The 23462-nt window shown below is 37.0% G+C and carries 20 protein-coding genes; 2 read left to right on the top strand and 18 right to left on the bottom strand.

The window, feature by feature from the left end; translation table 11 throughout:
* Positions 1-85 precede the first annotated feature (85 nt).
* Positions 86-802, top strand: coding sequence for an MIP/aquaporin family protein (locus RRB46_RS07470; protein WP_311538055.1), 717 nt, complete (start codon positions 86-88; stop codon positions 800-802).
* A gap of 271 nt (positions 803-1073) precedes the next feature.
* On the opposite strand, the gene RRB46_RS07465 is transcribed toward RRB46_RS07470, so the two are convergent.
* From RRB46_RS07465 to RRB46_RS07420, 10 genes are all read right to left on the bottom strand, one after another.
* Complete coding sequence (locus RRB46_RS07465; protein ID WP_311538054.1) at positions 1074-4253, bottom strand: S8/S53 family peptidase; 3180 nt, start codon at positions 4251-4253, stop codon at positions 1074-1076.
* 166 nt (positions 4254-4419) lie between these two features.
* Entirely contained in the window at positions 4420-4776 is a 357-nt protein-coding gene (locus RRB46_RS07460; RefSeq protein ID WP_296126229.1) for a DUF1667 domain-containing protein, read from the bottom strand.
* Positions 4773-6032, bottom strand: a complete 1260-nt coding sequence (locus RRB46_RS07455) for an FAD-dependent oxidoreductase (protein WP_311538053.1) — start codon at positions 6030-6032, stop codon at positions 4773-4775. Before RRB46_RS07455 ends, RRB46_RS07460 begins: the two co-directional genes overlap by 4 nt.
* A 9-nt stretch (positions 6033-6041) precedes the next feature.
* Positions 6042-7463, bottom strand: coding sequence for an NAD(P)/FAD-dependent oxidoreductase (locus RRB46_RS07450; protein ID WP_311538052.1), 1422 nt, complete (start codon positions 7461-7463; stop codon positions 6042-6044).
* 126 nt (positions 7464-7589) lie between these two features.
* On the bottom strand, positions 7590-9095 hold the full coding sequence (glpK, locus tag RRB46_RS07445) for a glycerol kinase GlpK (protein ID WP_296126221.1): 1506 nt from the start codon (positions 9093-9095) through the stop codon (positions 7590-7592).
* 10 nt (positions 9096-9105) lie between these two features.
* A complete protein-coding gene (locus RRB46_RS07440) occupies positions 9106-9678 on the bottom strand; it encodes a glycerol-3-phosphate responsive antiterminator (protein ID WP_311538051.1) in 573 nt (190 codons plus the stop codon).
* 135 nt (positions 9679-9813) lie between these two features.
* Complete coding sequence (locus RRB46_RS07435; RefSeq protein WP_311538050.1) at positions 9814-10509, bottom strand: 16S rRNA pseudouridine(516) synthase; 696 nt, start codon at positions 10507-10509, stop codon at positions 9814-9816.
* Positions 10506-10832 carry a PadR family transcriptional regulator gene (locus tag RRB46_RS07430; protein WP_311538049.1) on the bottom strand — a complete coding sequence of 109 codons (327 nt, stop codon included), beginning with the start codon at positions 10830-10832 and terminating at the stop codon, positions 10506-10508. The genes RRB46_RS07435 and RRB46_RS07430 overlap by 4 nt, the downstream gene beginning before the upstream one ends.
* Before the next feature lie 40 nt (positions 10833-10872).
* On the bottom strand, positions 10873-13434 hold the full coding sequence (locus RRB46_RS07425; protein ID WP_311538048.1) for an ATP-dependent DNA helicase: 2562 nt from the start codon (positions 13432-13434) through the stop codon (positions 10873-10875).
* Complete coding sequence (locus RRB46_RS07420) at positions 13431-13931, bottom strand: GNAT family N-acetyltransferase (RefSeq protein WP_311538047.1); 501 nt, start codon at positions 13929-13931, stop codon at positions 13431-13433. The genes RRB46_RS07425 and RRB46_RS07420 overlap by 4 nt, the downstream gene beginning before the upstream one ends.
* 94 nt (positions 13932-14025) lie before the next feature.
* Here RRB46_RS07420 and RRB46_RS07415 point away from each other — a divergent pair, with 94 nt between their 5' ends.
* Positions 14026-15207 (top strand): FAD-dependent oxidoreductase, encoded by a 1182-nt coding sequence (locus tag RRB46_RS07415; protein ID WP_311538046.1) that lies wholly within the window; start codon positions 14026-14028, stop codon positions 15205-15207.
* A gap of 55 nt (positions 15208-15262) precedes the next feature.
* On the opposite strand, the gene uraA is transcribed toward RRB46_RS07415, so the two are convergent.
* From uraA to RRB46_RS07375, 8 genes are all read right to left on the bottom strand, one after another.
* Positions 15263-16528, bottom strand: a complete 1266-nt coding sequence (gene uraA, locus RRB46_RS07410; RefSeq protein WP_311538045.1) for a uracil permease — start codon at positions 16526-16528, stop codon at positions 15263-15265.
* Positions 16529-16987: 459 nt separating this feature from the next.
* Positions 16988-17299 carry a hypothetical protein gene (locus RRB46_RS07405; protein WP_296126199.1) on the bottom strand — a complete coding sequence of 104 codons (312 nt, stop codon included), beginning with the start codon at positions 17297-17299 and terminating at the stop codon, positions 16988-16990.
* Positions 17300-17355: 56 nt separating this feature from the next.
* Complete coding sequence (locus tag RRB46_RS07400; RefSeq protein WP_311538044.1) at positions 17356-18567, bottom strand: arginine deiminase; 1212 nt, start codon at positions 18565-18567, stop codon at positions 17356-17358.
* Positions 18568-18764: 197 nt separating this feature from the next.
* Positions 18765-20072, bottom strand: a complete 1308-nt coding sequence (locus tag RRB46_RS07395) for an ABC transporter substrate-binding protein (protein ID WP_311538043.1) — start codon at positions 20070-20072, stop codon at positions 18765-18767.
* A 99-nt stretch (positions 20073-20171) separates the two neighbouring features.
* On the bottom strand, positions 20172-20990 hold the full coding sequence (locus RRB46_RS07390; protein ID WP_296126192.1) for a carbohydrate ABC transporter permease: 819 nt from the start codon (positions 20988-20990) through the stop codon (positions 20172-20174).
* Positions 20991-20996: 6 nt separating this feature from the next.
* Positions 20997-21881: a sugar ABC transporter permease gene (locus RRB46_RS07385; protein WP_311538042.1), complete on the bottom strand. Its 885-nt coding sequence runs from the start codon at positions 21879-21881 to the stop codon at positions 20997-20999.
* Entirely contained in the window at positions 21881-22951 is a 1071-nt protein-coding gene (locus tag RRB46_RS07380) for an ABC transporter ATP-binding protein (protein WP_297690003.1), read from the bottom strand. The genes RRB46_RS07385 and RRB46_RS07380 overlap by 1 nt, the downstream gene beginning before the upstream one ends.
* Before the next feature lie 11 nt (positions 22952-22962).
* Positions 22963-23286: a hypothetical protein gene (locus RRB46_RS07375; protein WP_296126182.1), complete on the bottom strand. Its 324-nt coding sequence runs from the start codon at positions 23284-23286 to the stop codon at positions 22963-22965.
* Between the last annotated feature and the right edge of the window lie 176 nt (positions 23287-23462).

The raw sequence follows: 23462 nt of genomic DNA, 5'->3' as shown, positions 1-23462 counted from the left end.
ACATTTTCACAGTTGAATAAATCAGAGACAGAGAGCTAATAACCAAGGTAGTTCTCTGTTTTTTTATTCAGAGAAAGGAGAGAAAATGAGAGATATTTTTTTAGGCGAAATGGTCGGTACACTCATACTTATACTTCTAGGTAATGGTGTCGTAGCAAACGTTTCTTTGAACAAGAGTGGTATGAAAGGTGCAGGTCCTATCCAAATCACTATTGCTTGGGGTCTTGCCGTTCTAATCCCAGCTACCATCTTTGGAGCGCTCACAGGAGCTCATTTTAACCCAGCACTAACAATTGCACTTGCATTTAAGGGTGATGTAGCACCTAACGCAGTTCCAGTATACATAGCTGGTCAAATGCTAGGAGCCTTCCTCGGTCAATGTTTAGTTTACATACTATTCAAAGACCACTATGATGCAACAGCTGACAACCCACTTGGAGTTAGGGGTACATTCTGTACAGCACCTACAATCCCAAACACCGGCAGAAACCTTCTATCTGAAATAGTTGGTACCTTTGTCCTTGTATTTGCTATCCTTGGTTTTGGTAATGTAGCAGGCGCAAACGGTGCTGGAGTTGACAAGCTATTCGTATACGGTCTAATCGTTTCAATTGGTATGTCAACAGGTGGTCTAACAGGTTATGCAATTAACCCAGCCAGAGACCTTGGTCCAAGAATTGCTTACGCAGTTCTCCCAGTTAAGAACAAGACAGATGCAAACTGGGGATATGGATGGATTCCAGTTGTTGGCCCAATCATCGGCGGACTTATCGCTGTAATCTTATTCAACTTTATATTCTAGTCCAGAAAAGCCCACACTTGTGGGGCCAGAGTGTAGACATATTAAAATATTGTTAAATAATTAAATTTAATCCTAAATTCATGGGATTCTTCCTCACTTCGTTTGCCTAAATGACATTCGAATCCAAATTTGTCGACAATCTGCCCCCTCATCTGAGGGGCTTTTCTATTGGCTAAATTTACAAAAAAAATACCAAGCCTAAGCATTTTGCCTTTGGCTTGGTATTTTTATTTTAATATCTTTTTAACCTAACTTGTAAATAAAATAATTTTCATGGATTAATTTTTTCAAAATTATCATCTAACAAATCTTTCATAGATTTATAGGACCCCGTCGGTATTTTTATATAATCTACGCCCTCCTGGCCTATATCATGGCCTTCTAAGTTCATATTAATAGATTTTTTGCTAGGGTCTATTTGATATTCAAAACCTATCCACCAGGCTAGAAAATCTGCTTCTAGGTATAAGATATCATTAACGACCATGCCTGGATAAGGACTCTTTAGGTAATACACCTCATCCTCTTTCATATAATCCTTGTAAGCAAAGAAGGTCACTCCATATTCTGGGAAATATTGGAACTCGTAATCTACAGAATTCTCAACATCCCTCCCTACATTTCCAGGGTAAAACCCGAAATAAAAGCTACCATCTTTATTCTTCTTGATGTATTTGCCATTATTTTCTTCTAAGGCTTTAATATATTTATCCCTGTATTCCTTATATTGAGGATCAGTCAAGTATGGAGAGTTTTCCATAGAATATTCATTAAGAGCATTTACATCCATAAAGTGGAGGCTATCCTTATCTATAACAGAAAGGTCATGGTAGGAGTCGGTATTTGTATATACATCTTTGATGTATAGAGAATATATAGATTCTCTCTCGCCTCTTTCATCAACTTTATCCTTATCTTCATCAACTTGGTCCTTGACTTCATCAACTTGGTCTTTATCTTGATCAATTACCCTAAAGTTTCTATTATAATTATTGAAATCGTGCTTGATATAGATATTGTGATAGGCCCTTGGTTCTAGGGTGATATTAAAACCATTTAGGAGGCCTTGAGGGTTGTTTTTGGTGTAGACGAGGTCTTTGTAGGCTAGGGTATCTTTCAATTCTTCAATATGATGGATTCTGTCACCGTCTAAGGCAATAGCCCTTATAGTGTAATCTCCAACTGTATTTCCTCCGTGATCACGGAATAAAAATAGGTAGTCGGTAAATTTATCCTTATCTGGGTCATAGAAATTATAGATATAAAAATCTGCAAAGGCATCAGAATATTTTTCATCAGGTATGAAATCATCGACTTGGATCAACCTATATTCTGATAAGTCTGCGTTAGGAAGAGCCACATAAACCTTATAATTTTGTAGGGCGTATTTAGAATGATTATCCTTTGTTACAAGATAATAAGACGAATTTTCCTTCTTCTTTACTAAATAAATTTCACTTTCCTTAAAGTCAGCATCAGCAGTTTTATTGAGGACATTTTTTATAAAATCTCTCCTGTCAGCTGCAAGCTCTGGGTCGTCGTGCTCTTGGTAGAATGAAATCCTTTTGCCATACTTGCCAGATTTAAAATCATTTTTCTTTGCATCAATTCTTTTCTCACTATCTTCATCAAGCTCATCATCTAAATCTGCATCCTTTATCAAATCTGTGAGAATTTTGGCATCGACTAGTTTTGAATGCCTCTCTTCTCTAACATCCAAGACTTCTAAATTTCCAGATGCTAGGATAAGTTTCTTGGCAAGGGGTCCGTTCATTTTTTCTGGATAAGCCCCATAGAGGTTAGCAGCAAGGCCGGCTATAAATGGTGTTGCAGCTGATGTTCCTCCCCATAGAACCACATGGCCACCATTGTCATAGCCTGGAATATTCTCGCCTGGACCCACTATGTCAACATTTCTTGTGGTAGAAAAATCAGCAAAGAAAGTTTTGCCATTAGAAAATTTCGGACGAGATGCCCCTACAATGATAACATGGTCCTTAAGGTCTGGGTCAAGTTCATCAAAAATTGTGGTTTTTTCTATCTTAACTCTTGTATATTTTTCTATCTTAGCTATTTTTTCCCCTTCGTTCCCAGCACATCTTACAATCAAAAAATCTTTGCCATCATTCTTAAGGGCCCTTAAGGCCATATTTAGCCTAAGTTTTGACTTATTGTAGCTTTCTTTTGTTTGATTTGCAGCTTTAATAAAATCTTCTGGTTCTTTTTTTATATTCATCATAATTCTAAACATTTCATTGATTGAATCCTTTTCTAATGATTCATTAGAATTAATATAATAAAGTTCAAGGACTCCTGGACTCATGCTAATACTAAATATATTGGCAGGATTATCTGGATTGGAGATCCTATAGGCCAATAAGTATGGAAGTAACGCTTCATGGTAAGGAATAGGAAAGACTTTTGCATTCTTACAAACCCCGCTAAAGCCAATATCATTATGCCTTGCACCTATGAGAGAACATACCTTTGGAGTGTGATTACGATAGTCAAATTTTAATGATAATGTTGATTTTATATTAATTGATAACATCCCCTTCCTTACTTGGTCAGCTATGTCGTCTATAATCCTCAATTTTTTGTAGTTGGACTTTGCATGATCTGATTCATAATCTTTCGATTTCCAGTTTTCAAAGGATAAGTCCTTACTTACATTGTTTCTTAATTTCGTGTTTTCAAATACACCTAGGTTAACTTCTTTTTTATTTTCTAAGTTTTTCCACATGTATGGAAGGTTGGTGGCCTTATAAGACCAATAAGGGTCATCTGTGGATTCGCCTAGGTCAGCATTTTCAGAAATCAACCTATACCCTTCTTCGATACTGTAATTGTTCCAAAGGTTAGTTTTGTTAAACTCATCTGAGTTATTCTTCTTGAATGTGTTGGAAAAAATATCACCGTAATCTGTATATACTTTAAACTTATCATCAGGATAGGAATATTCCTCAGCTACAGTCGGCACTAGCCAGTGGACTTGTGATAACAATACGCCTTCTTCCTTGCCTATATCTTCAGCAATTTCCTTTAATTCATCTAAACTTTTGTCAGCTATATATATTTCATAGCCTCCCCAGATATCGCACCTGGCAATGATACTTGCCCCGTATTTTTCAAAGGTCTTTTCATCGAATTTTTCTAGGTCCACATCTACCAAGATTTGCCCGTCGACATATTCTCCAATATCTGTTTGGATAATATTGTCCCTGCCTGGTATTGTGAAGAAATTTTTACCATCTGCAAAACTTATCTTTTGTGCCTTGGCTGGGAAGCTTTCCTTCATGGTCACTTGTTTTTCAGAAGAAATCCCACCACTCATCCCCTCAGCTTCGCCTATTTCTTTTTTGCTATCAATAAATTTTTTCCCAAAAAAGAATCCTAGGCCAAGTATAATTAAAATAAGTATGCCAATAAGTATTTTCTTGACTGTTTTCATTTGCTTTCCTTTCCTCATATATTTACTTTATTTAATTATATCAAGAAAACCTTTTTATAACAAAAATTTTTATCGCGAATGATTTGTATTTAGAAATAGAATAATATTTTAAAAAATATATAAGGGCACTCAAAAACCCCAACCTAAAACGGCTGGGGTTTTGTTTTTATGAGGCCTTTGATGTGGCTATTACTCTTATGCCTGTGCCTGCTACATCTTCTATGACTGTATCGCCTATGGCTACAGGGGCTGCTATGTGGGCCTTGTTTATTTCTTCCATTACTTCCATGATTTTTCCTTTTGGAATCGCTTCTTCAGTTTTAACTGATACAGAGTATTGGTCTGCTCCGTCTACTCTTGCTGTGGAAGTTACAACTCTTACTGGATTTGTTAGTTCATTTCTAGCATATACTTCGCCTCTCTTGCAAGTATTGCCTGTGATGTTTGTGATTTGTCCATCTTCTACTGTGACGCTGACTGTGCAGCCTAGGGGACAATTTATGCAGGTTAATTCTTTGATCATAAGCTCTCCAATCTTACTTCGATTTTTTCGCTGTTTTCATTTAGGTCGCTTTTCTTTATGACTAGATTTTCCATTTCACCTGGTGCAAATACTAGTTTTCTCTTTTGGGCTACTTCTTTGCCATCTACCTCAAGTACTAGGCGTGATTTTTGGTAGATATTATTTACCCTAAATCTGATTACTACTTCATCTCTCATTGAGCTTGGGGCTATATATTGAGGCACTGTATAGGTTACGCCATTGCCTGGTGTAAGGTGGATTTTCTTTTCGCCTTCTTCTTTGAATTCATCTTTGATGTAGGCTGCTGCGTTTTCTCCAGCTAGTTCACTTTCTTCTGTTACATAGTCCACTAGGTCGTGAACGTGGAGGACGTTGCCTGCTGCAAAGACCCCATCTATTGATGTCATCATCCTGTCGGATACTTCTGCTCCCTTGGTTCTTGGGTCCATAGTAATTTCTGCATCCCTACTTAATTCGTTTTCTGGTATTAGGCCTACTGATAGGAGGATAGCATCGCATTCTACATATCTTTCTGTACCTGGGATAACTTTCATATGGTCATCTACCTGTGATAGGTAAACTCCCTCTACCCTGTCGGTTCCTACTATATCTGATATTGTTGTTGAAAAGTAGAGTGGAATATCAAAATCGTCTAGACATTGGACAATATTTCTCTTAAGTCCTCCAGAATATGGCATGATTTCTGCCACGCATTGGACTTTTGCTCCTTCTAGGGTCATACGTCTAGCCATGATTAGACCTATATCGCCTGAACCTAAGATTACTACCTTTTTGCCTGGCATGAAGCCATCAAGGTTTACTAGTTTTTGGGCTGTACCTGCTGAATATACGCCTGCTGGACGGGATCCTGGTATGTTTAGGGCTCCTCTTGGTCTTTCCCTACAACCCATGGCAAGTATTACTGCCTTTGGTTTGATTTGGAACATTCCATTTTCTTCGTTCATTAGGGTTAGGGTTTTATCATGGCTAAAGTCCATAACGATTGTATTTAGCATTACATCTATATCACGATTAGCCACTTCATCTTCAAATCTTCCAGCATATTCTGGACCTGTTAGTTCTTCTTTGAATCTATGAAGGCCGAAACCATTGTGGATACATTGATTAAGGATTCCACCAAGCCTATTATCTCTTTCTACAATTAAGACATTTTCTATACCACAATCATAGGCCTTGGCTGCTGCTGCAAGACCTGCAGGACCTCCACCTACTACTACTAAATCATAATTTTTCATATTCTTCTCCTACTTTACTCTTCCATCTACATAGTAAGATTCTTTTGAGTTTTTAACGACATCTGACATATCTTCGCCTAGTTCACGGGCTAAGATTTCCATTAGATGTGGAAGGCAGAATCCGCCTTGGCACCTACCAGCACTAGCTCTTACACGTCTTTTGATGCCATCTACAGTTGTGGCACCTAGAGGTCTGTTGATTGCATCTACTATTTCACCTTCTGTTACAGATTCACACCTGCAGATGATTTTGCCGTATAATTTGTTTTTCTTAATTAGTTCTGAGTGCTCTTCAAGGCTCATCTCGCATGTCTTTGGTATTGGCTTTCTATCGTAAGTAAAGTCTTCGTTTTCTGCGAATCCATATTTATCTGCTACAAGATTTGCCATATATTTGCCTATGGCTGGAGATGAGGTTAGTCCTGGAGATTCTATACCTACGCAGTCGAAGAATCCTTCTTCGCTTTCTTGTAGGATAAAGTCGCCGCCTACTTCGTGGGCCCTATTGCCTGAGAAGGATGTGATTACCATCCTAACTGGAACATCTTTTACTGTGTGGTTTGATTTTTCTATAACTTCTTCAAGTCTTTGTCTTGTTGATCTTCTATCGCTCTTATCATCGATAAAGTCTGAGGTTGGACCTACTAGTGTGTTGTTGTCTATGGTTGGACTTACTAGGATTCCCTTTCCTTTTTCAGATGGGAGGTTGAACATTACATGCTTTACAAAACCAGCTGTTTCCTTGTCTAAAAGTAAGTATTCACCACGTCTAGCCTTGATTTCATATTTTGTATCAGAAATTTGGTTATGTAGTTCATCTGAATAGATGCCTGCACAGTTAATTACAGCCTTTGTTTCAAAATCGCCATTATTTGTGTGTAAAAGCCAATGGTCATCTGCTCTTTCGATTTTTTCTACCTTTGTATTGAACTTATAGTCTACGCCATTTATATTTGATACTTCTGCATAGGCTATATTCATTAAAAATGGATCAAGGATGCCTGCTTCTGAGCAATATAGAGAAGCTACTACATCTTCTGTGATGTTTTTTTCTAGGGCTAGGGTTTCTTCCCTATTTAGGATTTTCATACCCTTTACACCATTTGCTATACCATAGTCGTATAGTTTTTGAAGATTTGGCATATCTTTTTCAGCATGGCATAGGACTAGGGTCCCAATTTTCTTATAAGGAAAGACGAAGAGCTTACTTTCTTCTTCCATCATTTGGTTGCCTTCGACGTTGAATTTAGCCTTTAGGGTGCCTGGAACAGCATCATAACCACCATGGCAGATACCAGAGTTGGCCTTAGTTGTTTCGGTACATACGTCTTCGTTTTTTTCTAGTAATAAAAATTTACCTTTTTTCTTTGATAGGTGGGCTGCAACTGATGCTCCGACAACTCCTCCACCAATTATTATTACATCAAACATATTTACTCCTTTTATGTAAAAAACTATAGAAAAAAGCGAGCGCAAGTATACTAACACTTACGCTCACTTCTCTCTATCCTTATTCAGTTATTAATATTATACTGGATTATCCTTTTCAATCAAATATCATTCTTCGTAGTGTTTTGCCCAGTCAAAAGATCTAGCTATAGCTCTTTGCCAGTTTCTATCTTTCTTATCTCTTTCTTCTTTAGAGATTTCTGGTTCAAAGGCATGGTCTACTAATCTGTATTCTTTGATTTCTTCTTTGTCTTTGTAGTAACCTGTTGCAAGACCTGCTAGGTAAGATGCACCTAGGGCTGTTGTTTCAAGTGTTTTTGGTCTTTCAACCTTGGTTTGAATCATGTCAGCTTGGAATTGCATTAGGAAGTTGTTTGCACTTGCACCACCATCTACCTTTAGTTCGTGTAGGGCATGGCCTGCGTCTCTTTCCATTGATGCTAATACGTCATTTGTTAGATAAGCAAGGGACTCTAGAGTAGCTCTTACTATGTGATATTTGTTTGTACCACGTGTTAGGCCAACTATTGCTCCTCTAGCATATGGATCCCAATATGGAGCACCAAGTCCTGTGAAGGCTGGAACTACATAGCAACCATTTGTATCATCTACTTTTGTAGCCATATATTCTGTATCATCTGCGGCATCAACTATTCTTAGTTGGTCTCTTAGCCATTGGATAGCAGAACCTGCAACGAAGATTGAACCTTCAAGTGCGTAATCTACCTTGCCTTCTTCAAGACCCCAAGCAATTGTTGTTACAAGGCCATTTTCTGATTTAACAGCTTCATTTCCTGTATTCATTAATAGGAAGGCACCTGTACCGTAGGTATTTTTAGCATCTCCCTTTTCAAAACATGTTTGACCAAATAGGGCTGCTTGTTGGTCACCTGCTATACCAGCTATCTTGATTTCACCATCAAAGTAGCCTGGGAAGGTTGTGCCATATACATAAGAAGATGGCTTAACTTCTGGGAGCATGCATTTTGGAATGTTTAGCATAGCTAGAAGTTCATCATCCCATTCTAGGGTATGGATGTTGAAGATCATTGTTCTTGAAGCGTTTGAATAATCTGTAACGTGTACTTTGCCACGAGTTAGGTTATAAACTAACCAAGTATCAACTGTACCGAAGAGTAATTCGCCATTTTCAGCTCTTTCTTGGCCGTTTTCTATATGATCAAGAATCCATCTAATCTTTGTAGCAGAGAAATATGGGTCTAGAACAAGACCGGTTTTTTCTTGAACCATGCCTCTATAGCCTTCTTCAACAAGTTTATCAGCCATATCTGCAGTTCTTCTACATTGCCAAACGATTGCGTTGTAAACAGGTTTACCGGTATCCTTTTCCCAAACTATGGTTGTCTCTCTTTGGTTTGTAATACCAATAGCTTCGATATCATCAGCAGTAACGCCGAGTTTTGCCATAGCTTCAGTACATACTCCTATTTGTGTTGACCAGATTTCTGTAGCGTCATGCTCTACCCAACCTGGATGTGGGAAAAATTGTGTAAATTCTTTTTGAGCAACAGACATAATCTCGCCCTTTTTATTGAAAATTATCGCTCTGTTACTAGTTGTTCCGGCATCTAACGCCATAATGTACTTTGTCATATTTACTCCTTTACATTTTCCATACTTCATAATTTGAACTTGAAACAGCAATAGCACCCGCATTCAAGGCATCAATCACATCGGACTTATCCCTTATTAGCCCCCCTGCTACAAGAGGTATGGCAGTCCTTTTGCCAATTTCTGTTACCATCTTAGGCATGATACCTGGCAAGACCTCTAAGAAATCTGAGGAAGTATTTTTGATACTATCCTTAACATTCTCATAAGATAGGCTGTCTAGAAGGAAAAACCTAAAGACTGTGCATAAGCCTAACTTTTTTGCCTCGTATACATTTTGTGCCCTAAGGGTAATAATTCCATCAGCTTCTGTGTATTTTTTGATAAAACTAGGTGAAAAGCGAGATGATGATAAGCCCTCGATTAGGTTTTCGTGGATAAAGACAATTTTATTCTTCTTTTTAAGTTTAGCCACTATAGTTGGAATCGTTTCTATGGTTCCAAAAAGAACAAAGACAATCTTATTATCTTCGTATTCGTCCTTAAGACATTCTCTTAAGTCTTTGCCATCTTTGATGGCCATAATCAACGGATTTTCATACAGTACTTCTCTAATTTCTAGCATATCTCTCCCTAAACGCACAAAGCGAGCCCTAAATTATTAAAGCTCGCTTCTCTCATTATTATAATGTATCTTCATTATATCATTAAGGAATTATTTTTGCAAGTGTTTTCATAAAAAATTTTATCTTATTTTATCTTATTTAAAAAGTTCTAACTCAGCCTCAGTAAGTTCTCTATAATCACCCTCTCCTAGATATGGGTCAAGCTTTAAATCTCCTATAGCTATTCTTTTTAAGCTGGTAACTTCATTTCCTAGATTTGAAAAAAGCCTCTTAACAAGGTGAAACTTGCCTTCTGTAACCTTAACAAGGGCCTTATTTGGCTCTAGGATTTCAAGATCGGCAGGCCTTGCTGTGTAATCGTCTTCTTTTATATAGACACCTTTTTTAAATTCTTCGATAAAGCTTTGATCAATTGGATCTCTTGTGATGGCCTCATAGGTCTTTGTAATATTTGAATTTGGACTTGTTATCTTATGAATGAGTTTTCCATCTGTAGATAGAACTAAAAGCCCTGTAGTATCCTTATCTAGCCTTCCAGCTATTGACAGGTCATAATCTAGGTAAAAATCATCCAAAAGATCTATTACCGTTTCATCTTCATCCTTGGTTGCTGATAAAACACCAGCCGGTTTATTCATCATTAGGTGGATATTTTCTATATATTCCACAAAATGACCCATGTAGAAAACCTCATCTACATAGGGATCTACCTTTGTTGATGAATCTTTTACGGTCACCCCATTTATAACTAGGGCTCCTTTTTTTGCATTTCTTTTTATATTTTTCCTGGTATCAAGACCAGTATTACCAATCATCTTGTCTACTCTCATTTTCTCCCCTTTTCTAGGATATTTGCCATAGCCTGGCTTAGACTATCATAGGATTTGTAAAAACCTTCAAGATAGTCCCTACCCTGATCTGTTATATAGTAATATTTTCTCCTAGGACCTATGTCTGATTTCCTATAGGTGCCTAGGATTAGGCCTTTTTTTATAAGCCTGGTCAAGATTGGGTAGACAGTTCCTTCTGTCATATTGTAAAAACCATTTAGCTTGAGTTCTTCAATTATTTCATAGCCATAGGTTTCCTTATTTTTGATTATGTGGAGGATTATACCATCGATTAATCCCTTTAACATTTGCGAATCTATCATTTTATCACCTAGCTATATTGTATTACATAGTAGACTTTTATCAATCTCTTTTGCAAAAATACTTCATCTGGCAGAATTTACACTTGTTTTTATCGTCAGTTCTTCTTAGGGTGAGGTTTTCATCGATTAGCTTTGCAATCTTATCTATCTCATTTATATCAAAGTCTGTAGGCTTTATTTCAAGAAGCCTATCTTCTTCTATAAAATAAAGATACATTTTTGCTAGGTCCCTGCCAGTCGCCTTGACTAAGTGTCTGTAGGTCATAAGCTGGTTGGTATAGACTTCGATGAAGTCCTCTTTATAAGAACCAGTTTTTATATCTAAAATCGACCCATCTTTAAGGTTTATATCGACCTTTCCCTGGAGGATGTAAAAATTCCTATCTAGCTTATAGTTGGTCTCCACAGCCTCTATTTCAAATTCTCTTTTAGCAAAATTTTCCAAAGGCTTTTTATATTTTGGATTTTCCTTAAGGAAGGCCTCTAGTTTTTCCTTATCTTCTGGCCTTAGGGCAAGGTATTCCGCAAGCTTATGGGTATTGGTACCAAAGGAGAGAGCCTCTGTCTTTAGGGCCCTAAAGTCGAATTTCCTGATAAATCTATATGATAAAGGACAAGATTTATAGACTTCTATATCTGTAGTATAGGCCAGGGTTTTCTTTTCCTTTTCCTCTTCGGCCCTCTTAAAGTCAATTGTCTTTAAAACCGAGCTTGGTGGATAGGATTTCGCAAAATTTGCTAGCCTTACATCCTTATTATTATCAAGCAAGACCAGGAGATTTTTGGCTCTGGTAAAGCCTGTATAGTATTTTCTATAAAAATCTTTTACAAAAGTGAAGTCCTTTGGGTCTCTTTTTTCTAGGAAGTCATTGGCGTTTGCCCTTGGCTTATCATAAAGGCCTGATATGAAGACTGTATCAAACTCAAGGCCCTTAGCCTGGTGGATGGTCATGAAATTAACCGCATCCTTATGACTTTCTAAATCCTTTAATTCTTCAATAGCTTTTGACCTATAAAGATGAAATATGTAGGCTTCTACAAATTCCTGATAATAATCTTCACCCCTATCACTTCCATAAATCTCATCAAAATCTCTAGCAACCCCTATGAAGGCAGAAATATTTGTAATCTCCCTCAGAGCTTCCATTTCCTTTTCATCTTTTATAAGAAAGGCCCTAAAATAATCAAGACCCAGGGCCTGGTAGAGGAGATTTGTAACAAGAATATCAGCTCCCTTTTTAGCTTCAATAAAGTCCATGATTTCTTTATTCTGGGCTAGGGACAAATCATTATTAAGGCCAAAAAGATAATTCATATAGGATATCTTATCTTTAGCATCCTTGCCATAGGCATTGTCCGGGTCTTCATAATATGGACTAAGGCCTGCTAGCTTCATCAGGATAAAGACCATAGCCCTTATCTCGCTTCTTTCAAAATATTTGGCAGACTTCTTATTTAAAACCCTTATCCCACCTGCTTCAAAGAAGGCCTGGAGCTTATTTACATAGTCTGTCCCCAAGGAAGGGAATAAAAAGGCTATTTGGCCAAGATTTATATAGGTAGATAAGATTTTAACCACCTTCAATAGGTTAGCATATTCATAGGCCCTGGCCCTGACTATGGTATTTGGATTAGAATCCTTAGCCTTGGCCCTAAGATTTTTATCTACTATATCCTTAGCTCCTAGGCTCTTAAGCCAAGCACTCGCCCCATCTAGGATGTGCTGATTGGACCTGTAATTTATATCGAGCTTATAAATATTTGCCCTGTAGCCCTTGGCCTTGTAGAAATTATCGCTAAAGTTGGTTAAATTTCTTGGATCTGCCCCCCTAAAGGAATATAAAGACTGGTCATCATCACCAAAGACCATAATTTCCTTATCCCTAACAAGCTTAAAGGCTATCTCCTGCTGGATGTGGTTGGTATCCTGGTATTCATCAACTATGACAAAGTCAATAGCAGACCTAATTTCCTCACCTCTTACAGGGTCATCTAAGAGCCTATAAAAATCCCTTAAGATCATCTGGAAGTTGACTAGTTTTTTATCAGTTAAGATTTTTTCGTGAGTCAGGTAAATTTTGCCAGCAAAGGCCTCTTTAGGGTCCTCGCTTGCAAGGAGTTTTAGGGGGTCGTAGAGCTTGTTTGTTATTTCTTCATAGATATTTTTTATGGCAAATACGTCGTTGTAGTCTATAAAAATATCATAGTCTGGGATTTTTTTGTAAAGGTCCAGATTTTTTTCGATTATATAGGTCTCCATAACCGTATCTATTATGGTCTTATCAAGGAAATTTTCATCAAGGACTGGGTATTTTTCCATAAAATCAAGGGCCAAGGAGTGGAAATTACCTATCATCATATCCTTAAGCTCAGCCCTTATCCCTTCGTTTTTAAATTCAGATATTATCCTTGTTGAAAGTTCCTTGGCGGCCTTTTTAGTAAAGGTTGTAATAAGAATCCTATTTGCCTGATAGCCTTCATTTTTAATAAGGCTAACTACCTTTTTGACAATGGTAAAGGTTTTACCGGTGCCTGGTCCAGCGATTACTGCCGCAGGAGTCCTTGCCTTATTTATAATTATATCTTGCTTTTCATTAATCATAACATCAACTCATAGGCTATTCTTGGCTTTTTCTTACCTTCTTCATCAATTAAAATTTTTCCAATTTTCTTAAAACCAAATTTATTTAATAAGGACCTCATCCTAAAATTGTCCTGGTGGGTATCTATCCTTAGGCTATCAAGATTTAATTTAATTCCAAACTTTAAAATCTCCATCATAAACCTTGAACCTAGACCATTTTCCCTGGCCTCCATATCTACTGCAAAGGTGTGGATGGTAATATAATTTTCCCCCTTAAAGTCCTTGTCAAGGTCTTCATAAGCAGCCTCTTTCTCGTCGGATAAATAAACATAGGCCATAAGCTCTCCCTTATCCTCATAGACATAAGCCTTACCTTTAATAATTTGATTACAAAGAAAATCCCTATCCATAGACCCTATCTGCCATTGGTCTATACCGTCTTCTTTTAGGGCTTTTTTAGCATTTTCTATTATGTATTCAATTTTGTTTATATCTTTAATTTCTGCTCTTCTCATAGAAATATTATACCATAAAAGCGTCTTATCGTTGTTATAATCTTATCAAAGTGATATAATTATAAGAGATAAGCAAAACATGAAAGGATAATAAATGTACGATTATTTAATTATAGGAAATGGTATAGCTGGTTTATCAGCTGCAGAAGAAATTAGAAAACATGAAGAAACAGCTACTATACTCATAGTATCTGATGAAAAAGGTCATACTTATTGGAGAACTAGACTATCAGAGCTAATTGCCAAAGACTTTAACGATGATGAAATCCTTGTCAAGAAAGACCCTTGGTATAATGACAGACACATAGAGGAAAGATTTAATACAAAGGTTGTAAAAATAGATAAGGACAACAAAGTTGCCTACCTGGAAGATGGAGAAGAGATAGAATATGGCAAGGTCCTAATTGCTACAGGTGCCCATGCCTTTATCCCACCTATCAAAAACGCTGACAGCCAAGGTGTTTTTGCAATAAGAAGCTCAGAAGACCTAGTAAAATTTAAAAATTATGTAAAAGGTAAGAAAAAATTAGTTATAATCGGCGGTGGCATCCTAGGACTAGAAGCTGCTGATTCAGCCCACAAGCTTGGCCTTGATATCCTTGTAATAGAGGCCTTTGATTACCTACTTGCTAGACAGCTTGACAGAGACCTTTCAGGCAAATTAGAAAAGGCCCTAAATGAAATGGGCATTGAAACCCTAACAGGCAAAAATACCAAGGAAATCCTAATCGAAGATGGACACGTTGTAGGAGTAAAACTATCAGATGATTCAGAAATCAAAGCTGATGCCATCATGATCCAAGCAGGTGTAAGATCTAATATAGAAATCGCTCAAAACTCAGATCTAGCTACAGACAGGGGTATCCTAGTAGGAGAAGACCTAAAGGTAGAAGGTTATGACATCTATGCAGCAGGAGATGTTGCCCAAATAGATAATTTCACAATTGGTCTTTGGACAGCAAGCATGGAAATGGGCAAGATTGCCGGTGCCAACATGACTGGAGAACATAGAACTTATGAAAAACCAAAACCATTCTCAACCCTCATGATTGGTGATATCAAGCTATTTTCAGCAGGAATGAATTCTGGCGAAGGCATCGAAGAAGAAAAAATCGAAAAAGACGGTAAAATTTACAAACTCTTTAAAAATGGAGATAAGTTTGTAGGCGGCATCCTTTGGGGAGACATAAAATACCAAATGGATGTAAAGGCTATAGTCTTTGAAGGAAAAGATCCAGCTGAGACAAAACTAGGCGCAGAAATATTTGGTCTTTAATTTAAAAAATCCAAGATGATCATAAGGATCGTCTTGGATTTTTTCTTGCTTAATTTTATTGATTTGTTAAATTTAGTTTTCTTAAGAGAGTCATAAAGGCTGATAAGACGACTGCTACAACAGATGCTAGAACCATGCCTGATAGGTTTATTGACCCAAACTTAATTGTTAGGCCTGAAAGACCTGCTATAAATATTACTGATGTTAGGACTAGGTTCATAGATTTTGAATAATCTACCTTTTCATCTACCAAAAGCCTAATCCCGCTTGTACCAATCATTCCATAAAGTAGGAAGGTTACCCCGCCTATAACATTGCCTGGAATAGTTGAGATAAAGGCAGCAAGTGGGCCAAAGAAGGCCATAAGGATTGAAACTACAGCAGCTCCACCTATAACTTGGACTGAATAAACCCCTGTAATAGCCATAACCCCGATGTTTTCACCATAGGTTGTAGTTGGAACACCACCTACAAGACCTGAAAGGGCTGAAGAGAAGTTATCTGCAAAGATTGACCTATGTAGGCCTGGATCTTTTAGAAGGTCCTTGCCGACGATATTTGAAGTAACAACTTGGTGGGAAATGTGCTCGCTTGTTATAACAAGAATTACCGGAAGCATAGCAAGGATTGATTCTACAGAAAACTTAGCCAAGTGGAAGTTTGGCATAGTAAATAGCTTAGCTTCAAGAACCGGTGTAAAGTCGACCATGTCGAAAAATATAGCTGAAATATAACCTACAATTATTGCAATTAGGATAGGAATTGTTGAGAAAAATCCCTTAAAGGCTACAGAGCCGATGATTGCTGTAAGTAGGGTTATAGCAAAGACAATGAAGTCCTTAGAGCTAGCTGTATCTGTCATAAGGTTAGCACCGATTGCCCCTCCTGTGACAGTATTGCCTGCAAGCTCAAAACCAATTAAGGCTACAACCGCACCCATGGCAGCAGGTGGCAATACCACATCTATCCATTTTATGCCAAACTTATATATAATATAGGCCATAATACAGCCTAAAATTCCGACTACAACAAAGGCACCTTGTGCATATTCAAATCCTTGTTTTGCAATAATAGCTGTACCTGGTGCTAAAAATGCAAATGAGGAACCCAAATAAGCAGGTGCCTTGCCTTTAGTAATAAGTATAAATAATAATGTTCCGATACCATTCATAAGAAGAACGATTCCTGGGTTAATTTGAAATAAAATAGGAACTAAAACAGATGCCCCAAACATTGCAAAAGTGTGTTGCAAAGATAGCGGCAATAATAATTTAGCTGGAACCTTGTCATCAATATGATAGATTTTCTTTTCTTTAGACATAAATACCTCCATAAATTTTTCGGGATCTAGGACCCCAAACTTCCTATATAATACCCAAATAAAGATACTTTGTCAATGAAGATAAAGAAAAGTTTTGCAAATAATTTTATAAGAAATCAAACTTGGGAAAGTAAGGCTGTGAGCCTAGCTATAGATTTATTTTAGAAAAAAATGTGATATAATATATATGTTATCATTACCCAATCTGATAGCAGAAAGGGGGTGTTTACAATGGATTTCCTAATATCCCTTTTGATTTCCGTTATGGCAAATGTAAGTGGTTACTATATTTGCAAATGGTTAGACGGAAAATATAATGATAACTAGCCAAAAAAAGGACGAGCTGCAACTCGTCCTTTTTTCGTTCACAATGGAACTAATATCCCTTTGGTTAATATTATTATACCCAAAACATCTAATATTTCAATATCTCTGATAATTCTGGGTTCATTAAATAATTTATTCTAATTCCTCACCATTAAAGGCATCTATGAAGTCGTCTTTGGCTCTGTTGGCTTTTTCTTTAGCCCTATCTACACCGCCTTTGACATTGTCAATACCTTCTTTAACTTCTTTTTTGTTTTTCTTTAATAGATAGGCACCTGCCCCTATTAGGAAGGCTCCCTTTGCTATTCTTGAAATAATATTTGGTTTATCTTTGTAATTACTTTCTTTAAACATCTTAGATCCTCTTTTCTTTTTATCATCTTTTAAAGCGTCGGTAATCTTATCTGCCGCCGCTATAGCTGCAAGTTTCTTAAATAATCCCATAAGATACTTCCTTTCTAAGATAATACTTATCTTAAATGTTTTATACCCACTTTTTCCTATTCTCTAACAAGTGGCATGGACATACATCTTGGGCCACCCCTTCCGACAGTAAGGGTTGATGAATCTAGCTTTATAACTTCTATATCATTTAATTCTAGCATCCTATTTGTGACATTATTTCTCTTATAGACTATGACCTTTCCTGGGGCGATGGCTAGGGTATTTGACCCGTCTGTCCATTGCTCACGAAGGGCTGCGATTGGGTCTCCTCCCCCACATGGCAAGAGATTAATCTTATCAAGGCCAAGGGCATCCTTAAGTAGGTCATCTAGGCTCTTATCCATCTGCTCGCTTACAAGTTCTCCGTCTTTTTCTGTAAAGCTTACTGCATGGAAGCTTGAAATAATACCTGGATGGTAGGTAAAGGTATCAAAATCTATCTGGGTAAAGACCGTATCAAGGTGCATGTAGGCCCTCTCATTTGGTATATTTACAGCAAGGACTTGCTTAACTTCGTTATTTTCATCAAAAATTAGATTTCTTGCAAGCTTTTCTATAGCGTCTATTTCAGTTCTCTGGCTGATGCCTACCATAACTAGGTTTTCGTTGATATTTAAGATATCACCACCCTCTATGTGCTTATCTTGATGCCTACCATAATAATCTTTGATATCCTTATATTCTGGATGGTATTTGAAGATATAATCAGCATAGATAGTCTCACGAGACCTGGTTACAGAATACATGGCATTTATAGAAACACCATTTGCAATTGATGAAAAAGGGTCTCTGGTGAAGTATAGGTTTGGCATAGGATTGATAGCTGTGTATCTTTCGTGGCTTACAACCTTATCTCTTAGGTGGTTAAAGGCATCAATTTCTGCAAGGCTAATGCCAGCCATAGTTTTTTCTACAAATTCTTTGTTATCCTTAATGCTTTCTAAAAGATTCTTAGATTCCTTGTAGATATCGGCATTGACAAGACCTGCCTCATCCAAATATTCTTTTAAAAACTTATCCCTAAGGCCGTCATTTGCAGCAAGGGCTTCAGCCATTAGGTCTTCAAGATAAACAACCTCTACCATATTATCCCTAAAAATCTTCGCAAATTCATCATGCTCTTCCTGGGCCTTTTCTAGATCAGGTATATCATCAAATAAAAGCTCGTCTAGTAGGTTAGGAGTAAGATTTAAAAGCTCATCTCCAGGTCTATGTAGCATTACCTTCTTAAGGGTCTTGATTTCGTTATTTACATTAATTCTTGCCATAAATCCTCCAAAATATTTTTTAAAAAAGGGACTATTGTAGCAAAACCTACAAAAGTCCCTATTATCAACCGGTATAAGCCGATATCTTTAATTTTCTACCTATATTATAACACGATTTTTCATTTTCGGCTAATATTGTTATATTTTTAGCAATTATCATCCAAAAAAAGACCAGCTGGCCGCTGGTCCTTATTTTATTATTGGAAATCTGCTTCGAATTGACCTTTGAATGCTTCCATTTCTGCTTTTACGTCAGCATCTGGGTTTGATAGGATTTCTTCTAATTTTGTTGCTATGTCGTTGTAGGCTTGTTGGCTGCCTGGTACAAGTGGTCTTGAGAATAATTTCTCACTTGCTGGTGCTAGGATTGGTGCTATTTTTGACTCTGAATTTTTGTATTCATCGCTTTCTACAGCGCTCTTTCTAGCTGGCATGTAGCCTGTTGCTAGACCAAATTTAATTTGTGCTTCTTTGCTTGCTAGGTATTTAATAAATTTGAATGCTGCGTCTTTTTCTTCATCACTCGCACCTTCAAACATATATACGTTTGTACCTTGTTGTACAGCTTTTTCTGCTGGATATGGCATTACATCGTAGGTGAATTTATCTTCTACACCTTCTTTTACATATACTTCACCAGCATTTGAACCGATATAACCTGCTAATTGCTCATTTGAGAATGGACCTGATAGGTATTGGTCTGTTCCTGCTATTCTGAAGTAGCCTTCTTTTATACCATCTAGGTAGTAATTAACTGCTTCGATTGATTCAGGGCTTGTTACATCTAGGTCTGGACCAAAGTCTATGCCTTTGTTTTTAAGGTAGGTTACGTAGAAGTTTGATAGAGAGTCCCAACCGAAAGCTGGAATGCCTTTTTCTTCTTTGATTTTCTTTGCTACTTCTTTTAGCTCTTCAAAGTTTGTTGGGTTTTCTAATTTTAATTCATCAAAGATATCTTTGTTATACCAAAGAACTTCTGTTGATTTGTTAAATGGGAGACCGATGATTTTGCCATCTTGTTCGATTTCATTTCTTACACCTTCAAAGATGTCATCATAATCTTCAATTCCGCCTTCACCTTTTACCCTATCTGTTAGGTCAGCTACCATGCCTGCATCGCTAAATTGTAGCATCCAGTCAGGATAAGCTTGGGTTATGGTTGGAAGGTCTTTAGGTGATTGCATTGTTGCAACTAGGATTTGGTTAAGATCACCATATCCACCTTGGTGTTGAAGTGTTACTTTTATGTCTGGGTTTTCTTTTTCAAAGTCAGCTACAACTGCTTCTAGAGCTTCACCTTGACCGCCACCCATTGCATGCCAGAATTTGATTTCTGTTTGGCCTTCTTTGGCAGGTTCTGCCTTTTCTTCTTTAGAATCTTGTGCTTTTTCAGATTCTTCTACCTTTGTCTCTTCTTTTGGAGCTTCGTTTGATGTAGATCCACATGCTGAAAATACTCCAAGACTAAGAACAAGTGCTGCTAATAATGATAATTTCTTTTTCATTTTTACCCCTTATTTCTCCTTTTTTTAAGGTGCTTCCCGGCTAATTTCTTAGCCAATTCTTACATTAAATATATACCTCTCTATGATTTTTTTTCAAGATTAACCTTTGATTCCTCCAAATGATACTCCCCTTAAGATTTGCTTCCTGAAGATAAAGTAGAGTATTAGGATTGGCAAAATTGTAATGGTTGATGCTGCCATTTGTAGATGGATTAATTGACCAGCTTCTGTTGCAAATGATGAAAGACCGTTTGATATTAGCCTCATCTTTGTTGTATTTGTGACAAGGATTGGCCATAAGAATGAGTTCCAACCTGTGATGAAATTGAGCAGACCTATGGTAAATAGGTTTTGCTTGCACATTGGAATCATGACCCTTCTTATAAATTCAAAGTCGCTTGCCCCATCTACCTTGGCCGCATTATAAAATTCCATTGGGACAGATTTTAAAAATTCTTTTAGGTAGAATATATAAAATACTGATGCCAAAAATGGGATTATTAGTGCTGTGTAGGTATCAAGTAGACCTAGCTTGGCTATGGTTGAATAGTTGGTAAAGATTATTATTTCAAAAGGAACCATTAGTAGAGCTAGCATGAAATTTTGTAAGACTGTCTTTCCCTTAAAGTTTAGGAAATTTAGAGCGAAGGCTGCAAGGGTTGTTGTAATTAGGGTTCCCATTGTATTTATCAATGATACGAATACTGTATTTACAAAATATCTTGCAAAAGGTGCCGCCTTCATGGCCTCTACATAGTTATTAAATTGTGGGGCCTTTGGCAAAAGCTTAGGCGGAATCTGTGTTACCTCTCCAAAGCTCATCAAGGATGATGATATCATGTACAAAAATGGGAAGAGGGTTATAGCTGCCATTATTATTATGAATATGAATGATAGAACTTTTAATACTTTTCTCATTTTAACCTACCTTGATATTATCTTTATTATTTTTCTTTGAGCGAAGGTTAGGACTAGTAGGAAGAGGAAGAGTAGGACTGCTGCTGCCATGGCCTGACCATACCTATATTCCACATAAAACTTCCTATAGATATAAAAGACTGCTGTCATCAGCCTATTTCCCACACCTGCCTTGCCGTTAAAGAGGGCAAAGATCTGGTTGTAGACCTTAAAGGTTGCTATAAAACTTGTCAAAAACAAAAATGTTATTATGCTTGTTAGCTGTGGGAGGGTTATCTTTTTAAATTGCTCCCAGCTGCTTGCTCCAAAGGTGTCTGCTATCTTATAATAAGACTCATCTATGCCCCTTAGACCGGCTAAGATTACGATTATATTAAAGGCTAGGGCATTCCACACACCAAAGATAATGGCTGCTAGCATATTGTAGTCAGGATTGTTTAAAAAATCAATTGGACCGACTCCCACAAAAGATAGCATGTGGTTGATAAAGCCGTATTTGCCATTAAATAAATACCTAAATACGATACCTACAGCTATTACACTTGTTAGGTAAGGTATAAAAAATATAGTCTCAAAAAACTTATCTCCCTTGATTTTCTCATTTAGGATTAGGGCTATAAACATGGAAATGATTATAGACAAAGGCACGACTGTTACCGAATAAATCAAGGTATTTTTCATCGCTAGCCTAAAGAGCTTGTCATTTAGGACTATAGGGAAATTTTGAAAGCCAACATAGGTTGGATTCATGATGTTGTTGTTGTGAACAGACATGTAAAAGGTTCTAATAAGTGGATATACATTAAATACCAGTATAAAGAATAAGGCAGGAAGCAAATATAACCAAGCCTTGTTGGTCCTTTCTGCCCTGTAGAAGGACTTCTTTTTCATTAGTAGACTCTCTTTCCATCTTCTTCAAATATATAGATTGCCTTATGGTCAATTGAAATTCTAATCTTTTCCCCTTCTTTTATTTCAAGGGCTGAGTCAACAACCATCCTTGATGCTTGGCCTAGGATAGTAAAATGCAAGATCATATAGCGACCTATCATCTCTCTAGTTTCTACTTCTATCTCTAAGTCCCCGTTTGGATCAAGCTTGAAATGCTCAGGCCTAATTCCAACTAGGTAGGTATCCTTATCAAGGGCTGCCTTTTTCCTATCTTCGATAAGCTTTGACTTATCTAAGAATAGATTGTCCCTGCTTATAGAATCTTTTGTATTGTCAAGCTCGTAGATATTTATGATAGGATTACCTATAAACTTAGCTACAAAGAGATTTGCAGGCTCTAAGTATAGGTTTTGTGGCTTATCAAATTGTTGGATGACTCCCTTATCCATTAGGGCTATGTAATCACTAATTGATAGGGCTTCTTCCTGGTCGTGGGTTACAAATATTGTCGTAACTCCTACAGACTTTACTATATTTCTAATCTCTTCCCTGATAGATAGCCTTAGCCTTGCATCAAGGTTACTTAGGGGCTCATCTAAAAGTAGGGTCTTAGGATTTTTGACTAGGGCTCTAGCTATAGCCACCCTTTGTTGCTGACCACCAGATATTTGGCTAGGTTTTTTATCCTTTATATCTGTAATATAGGTAAGGTCCATATATTTTTGGGCCCTTTTAATAGCCTCATCCTTTTTAATCTTTTTATCACCTACAGTTAGGGGAAATATTATATTTTCAAGAACTGTCATATGTGGATATAGGGCATAATTTTGAAATACCATTCCTATATCACGATCTTTTGGGTGGAGATTTACAATCGAATCACTGTCAAATAAGATATCCCCCTCTGTTGGGTCAAGTATACCTGCTATAATATTTAAGATTGTAGACTTACCACAACCAGAAGGACCTAGAAGGGTCACTAGGGCACCATCTTCTATATCCAGATTGACAGATTTTAAGGCTTCATAGCCATTTTCATAAACTTTTCTTAAATTTTTGATATTAATCATTTAATCCTCTTTCATACCAATGGGAATTTTAGTAATAGATACAACATCACGACCATCAAAATTATACCGATAAGGGTAAAAGCATCGATTTGCTTTTTTAAAGCCAAAATGACTAGAGCTATTGATAATAAGAATAACAATAGATATAATTGCACAAATAAATCACTAGCCGGGCTTATTATCGATATAACTAAGGCAATTGCGGCAAAAAGGGCTGTCACAATGCTGATATAGGCATAGAGCTTTTTACCATCCATTATAAAGTTAATTAAGCTTATCACCGCTGTTACCGCAAAGATTGGCATAAACATATTTTTTAAAAATATAATTGGCATTTAAACCTCTCTCTTTTAATTATAACATAATTTTATACAAAAATAAGGGCCTAATGCTCAAAGAATAATTTTTTATAGCTATAATAATTTTAAAATCCTTCTTAGCCTAGCAATTTTACGCTTACTAGGCCTTGTGGTGGAAGGAATTTAATATTTTGCACCAGTACCCTTTTTTA

Origin of the sequence: uncultured Anaerococcus sp. (assembly GCF_963512375.1) — a bacterium.
GTDB lineage: Bacteria > Bacillota > Clostridia > Tissierellales > Peptoniphilaceae > Anaerococcus.
The sequence above is the reverse complement of the archived record's forward strand: the minus strand, read 5'-3'. Positions and strand labels throughout refer to the sequence as shown.

Coding starts and splice junctions, on each gene's coding strand:
- RRB46_RS07455 (WP_311538053.1), bottom strand. CDS start 6,032: ATGAAAAATTATGATTTAGTAGTAGTAGGTGGAGGTCCTGCAGGTCTT.
- RRB46_RS07425 (WP_311538048.1), bottom strand. CDS start 13,434: ATGATTAATGAAAAGCAAGATATAATTATAAATAAGGCAAGGACTCCT.
- RRB46_RS07440 (WP_311538051.1), bottom strand. CDS start 9,678: ATGCTAGAAATTAGAGAAGTACTGTATGAAAATCCGTTGATTATGGCC.
- RRB46_RS07420 (WP_311538047.1), bottom strand. CDS start 13,931: ATGAGAAGAGCAGAAATTAAAGATATAAACAAAATTGAATACATAATA.
- RRB46_RS07390 (WP_296126192.1), bottom strand. CDS start 20,990: ATGAGAAAAGTATTAAAAGTTCTATCATTCATATTCATAATAATAATG.
- RRB46_RS07450 (WP_311538052.1), bottom strand. CDS start 7,463: ATGTTTGATGTAATAATAATTGGTGGAGGAGTTGTCGGAGCATCAGTT.
- RRB46_RS07470 (WP_311538055.1), top strand. CDS start 86: ATGAGAGATATTTTTTTAGGCGAAATGGTCGGTACACTCATACTTATA.
- RRB46_RS07415 (WP_311538046.1), top strand. CDS start 14,026: ATGTACGATTATTTAATTATAGGAAATGGTATAGCTGGTTTATCAGCT.
- RRB46_RS07380 (WP_297690003.1), bottom strand. CDS start 22,951: ATGATTAATATCAAAAATTTAAGAAAAGTTTATGAAAATGGCTATGAA.
- glpK (WP_296126221.1), bottom strand. CDS start 9,095: ATGACAAAGTACATTATGGCGTTAGATGCCGGAACAACTAGTAACAGA.
- RRB46_RS07375 (WP_296126182.1), bottom strand. CDS start 23,286: ATGCCAATTATATTTTTAAAAAATATGTTTATGCCAATCTTTGCGGTA.
- RRB46_RS07465 (WP_311538054.1), bottom strand. CDS start 4,253: ATGAAAACAGTCAAGAAAATACTTATTGGCATACTTATTTTAATTATA.
- RRB46_RS07430 (WP_311538049.1), bottom strand. CDS start 10,832: ATGATAGATTCGCAAATGTTAAAGGGATTAATCGATGGTATAATCCTC.
- RRB46_RS07460 (WP_296126229.1), bottom strand. CDS start 4,776: ATGATCAAAGAATTAACCTGCATAAATTGTCCCCTAGGCTGCACAGTC.
- RRB46_RS07405 (WP_296126199.1), bottom strand. CDS start 17,299: ATGGGATTATTTAAGAAACTTGCAGCTATAGCGGCGGCAGATAAGATT.
- RRB46_RS07395 (WP_311538043.1), bottom strand. CDS start 20,072: ATGAAAAAGAAATTATCATTATTAGCAGCACTTGTTCTTAGTCTTGGA.
- RRB46_RS07385 (WP_311538042.1), bottom strand. CDS start 21,881: ATGAAAAAGAAGTCCTTCTACAGGGCAGAAAGGACCAACAAGGCTTGG.
- uraA (WP_311538045.1), bottom strand. CDS start 16,528: ATGTCTAAAGAAAAGAAAATCTATCATATTGATGACAAGGTTCCAGCT.
- RRB46_RS07400 (WP_311538044.1), bottom strand. CDS start 18,567: ATGGCAAGAATTAATGTAAATAACGAAATCAAGACCCTTAAGAAGGTA.
- RRB46_RS07435 (WP_311538050.1), bottom strand. CDS start 10,509: ATGAGAGTAGACAAGATGATTGGTAATACTGGTCTTGATACCAGGAAA.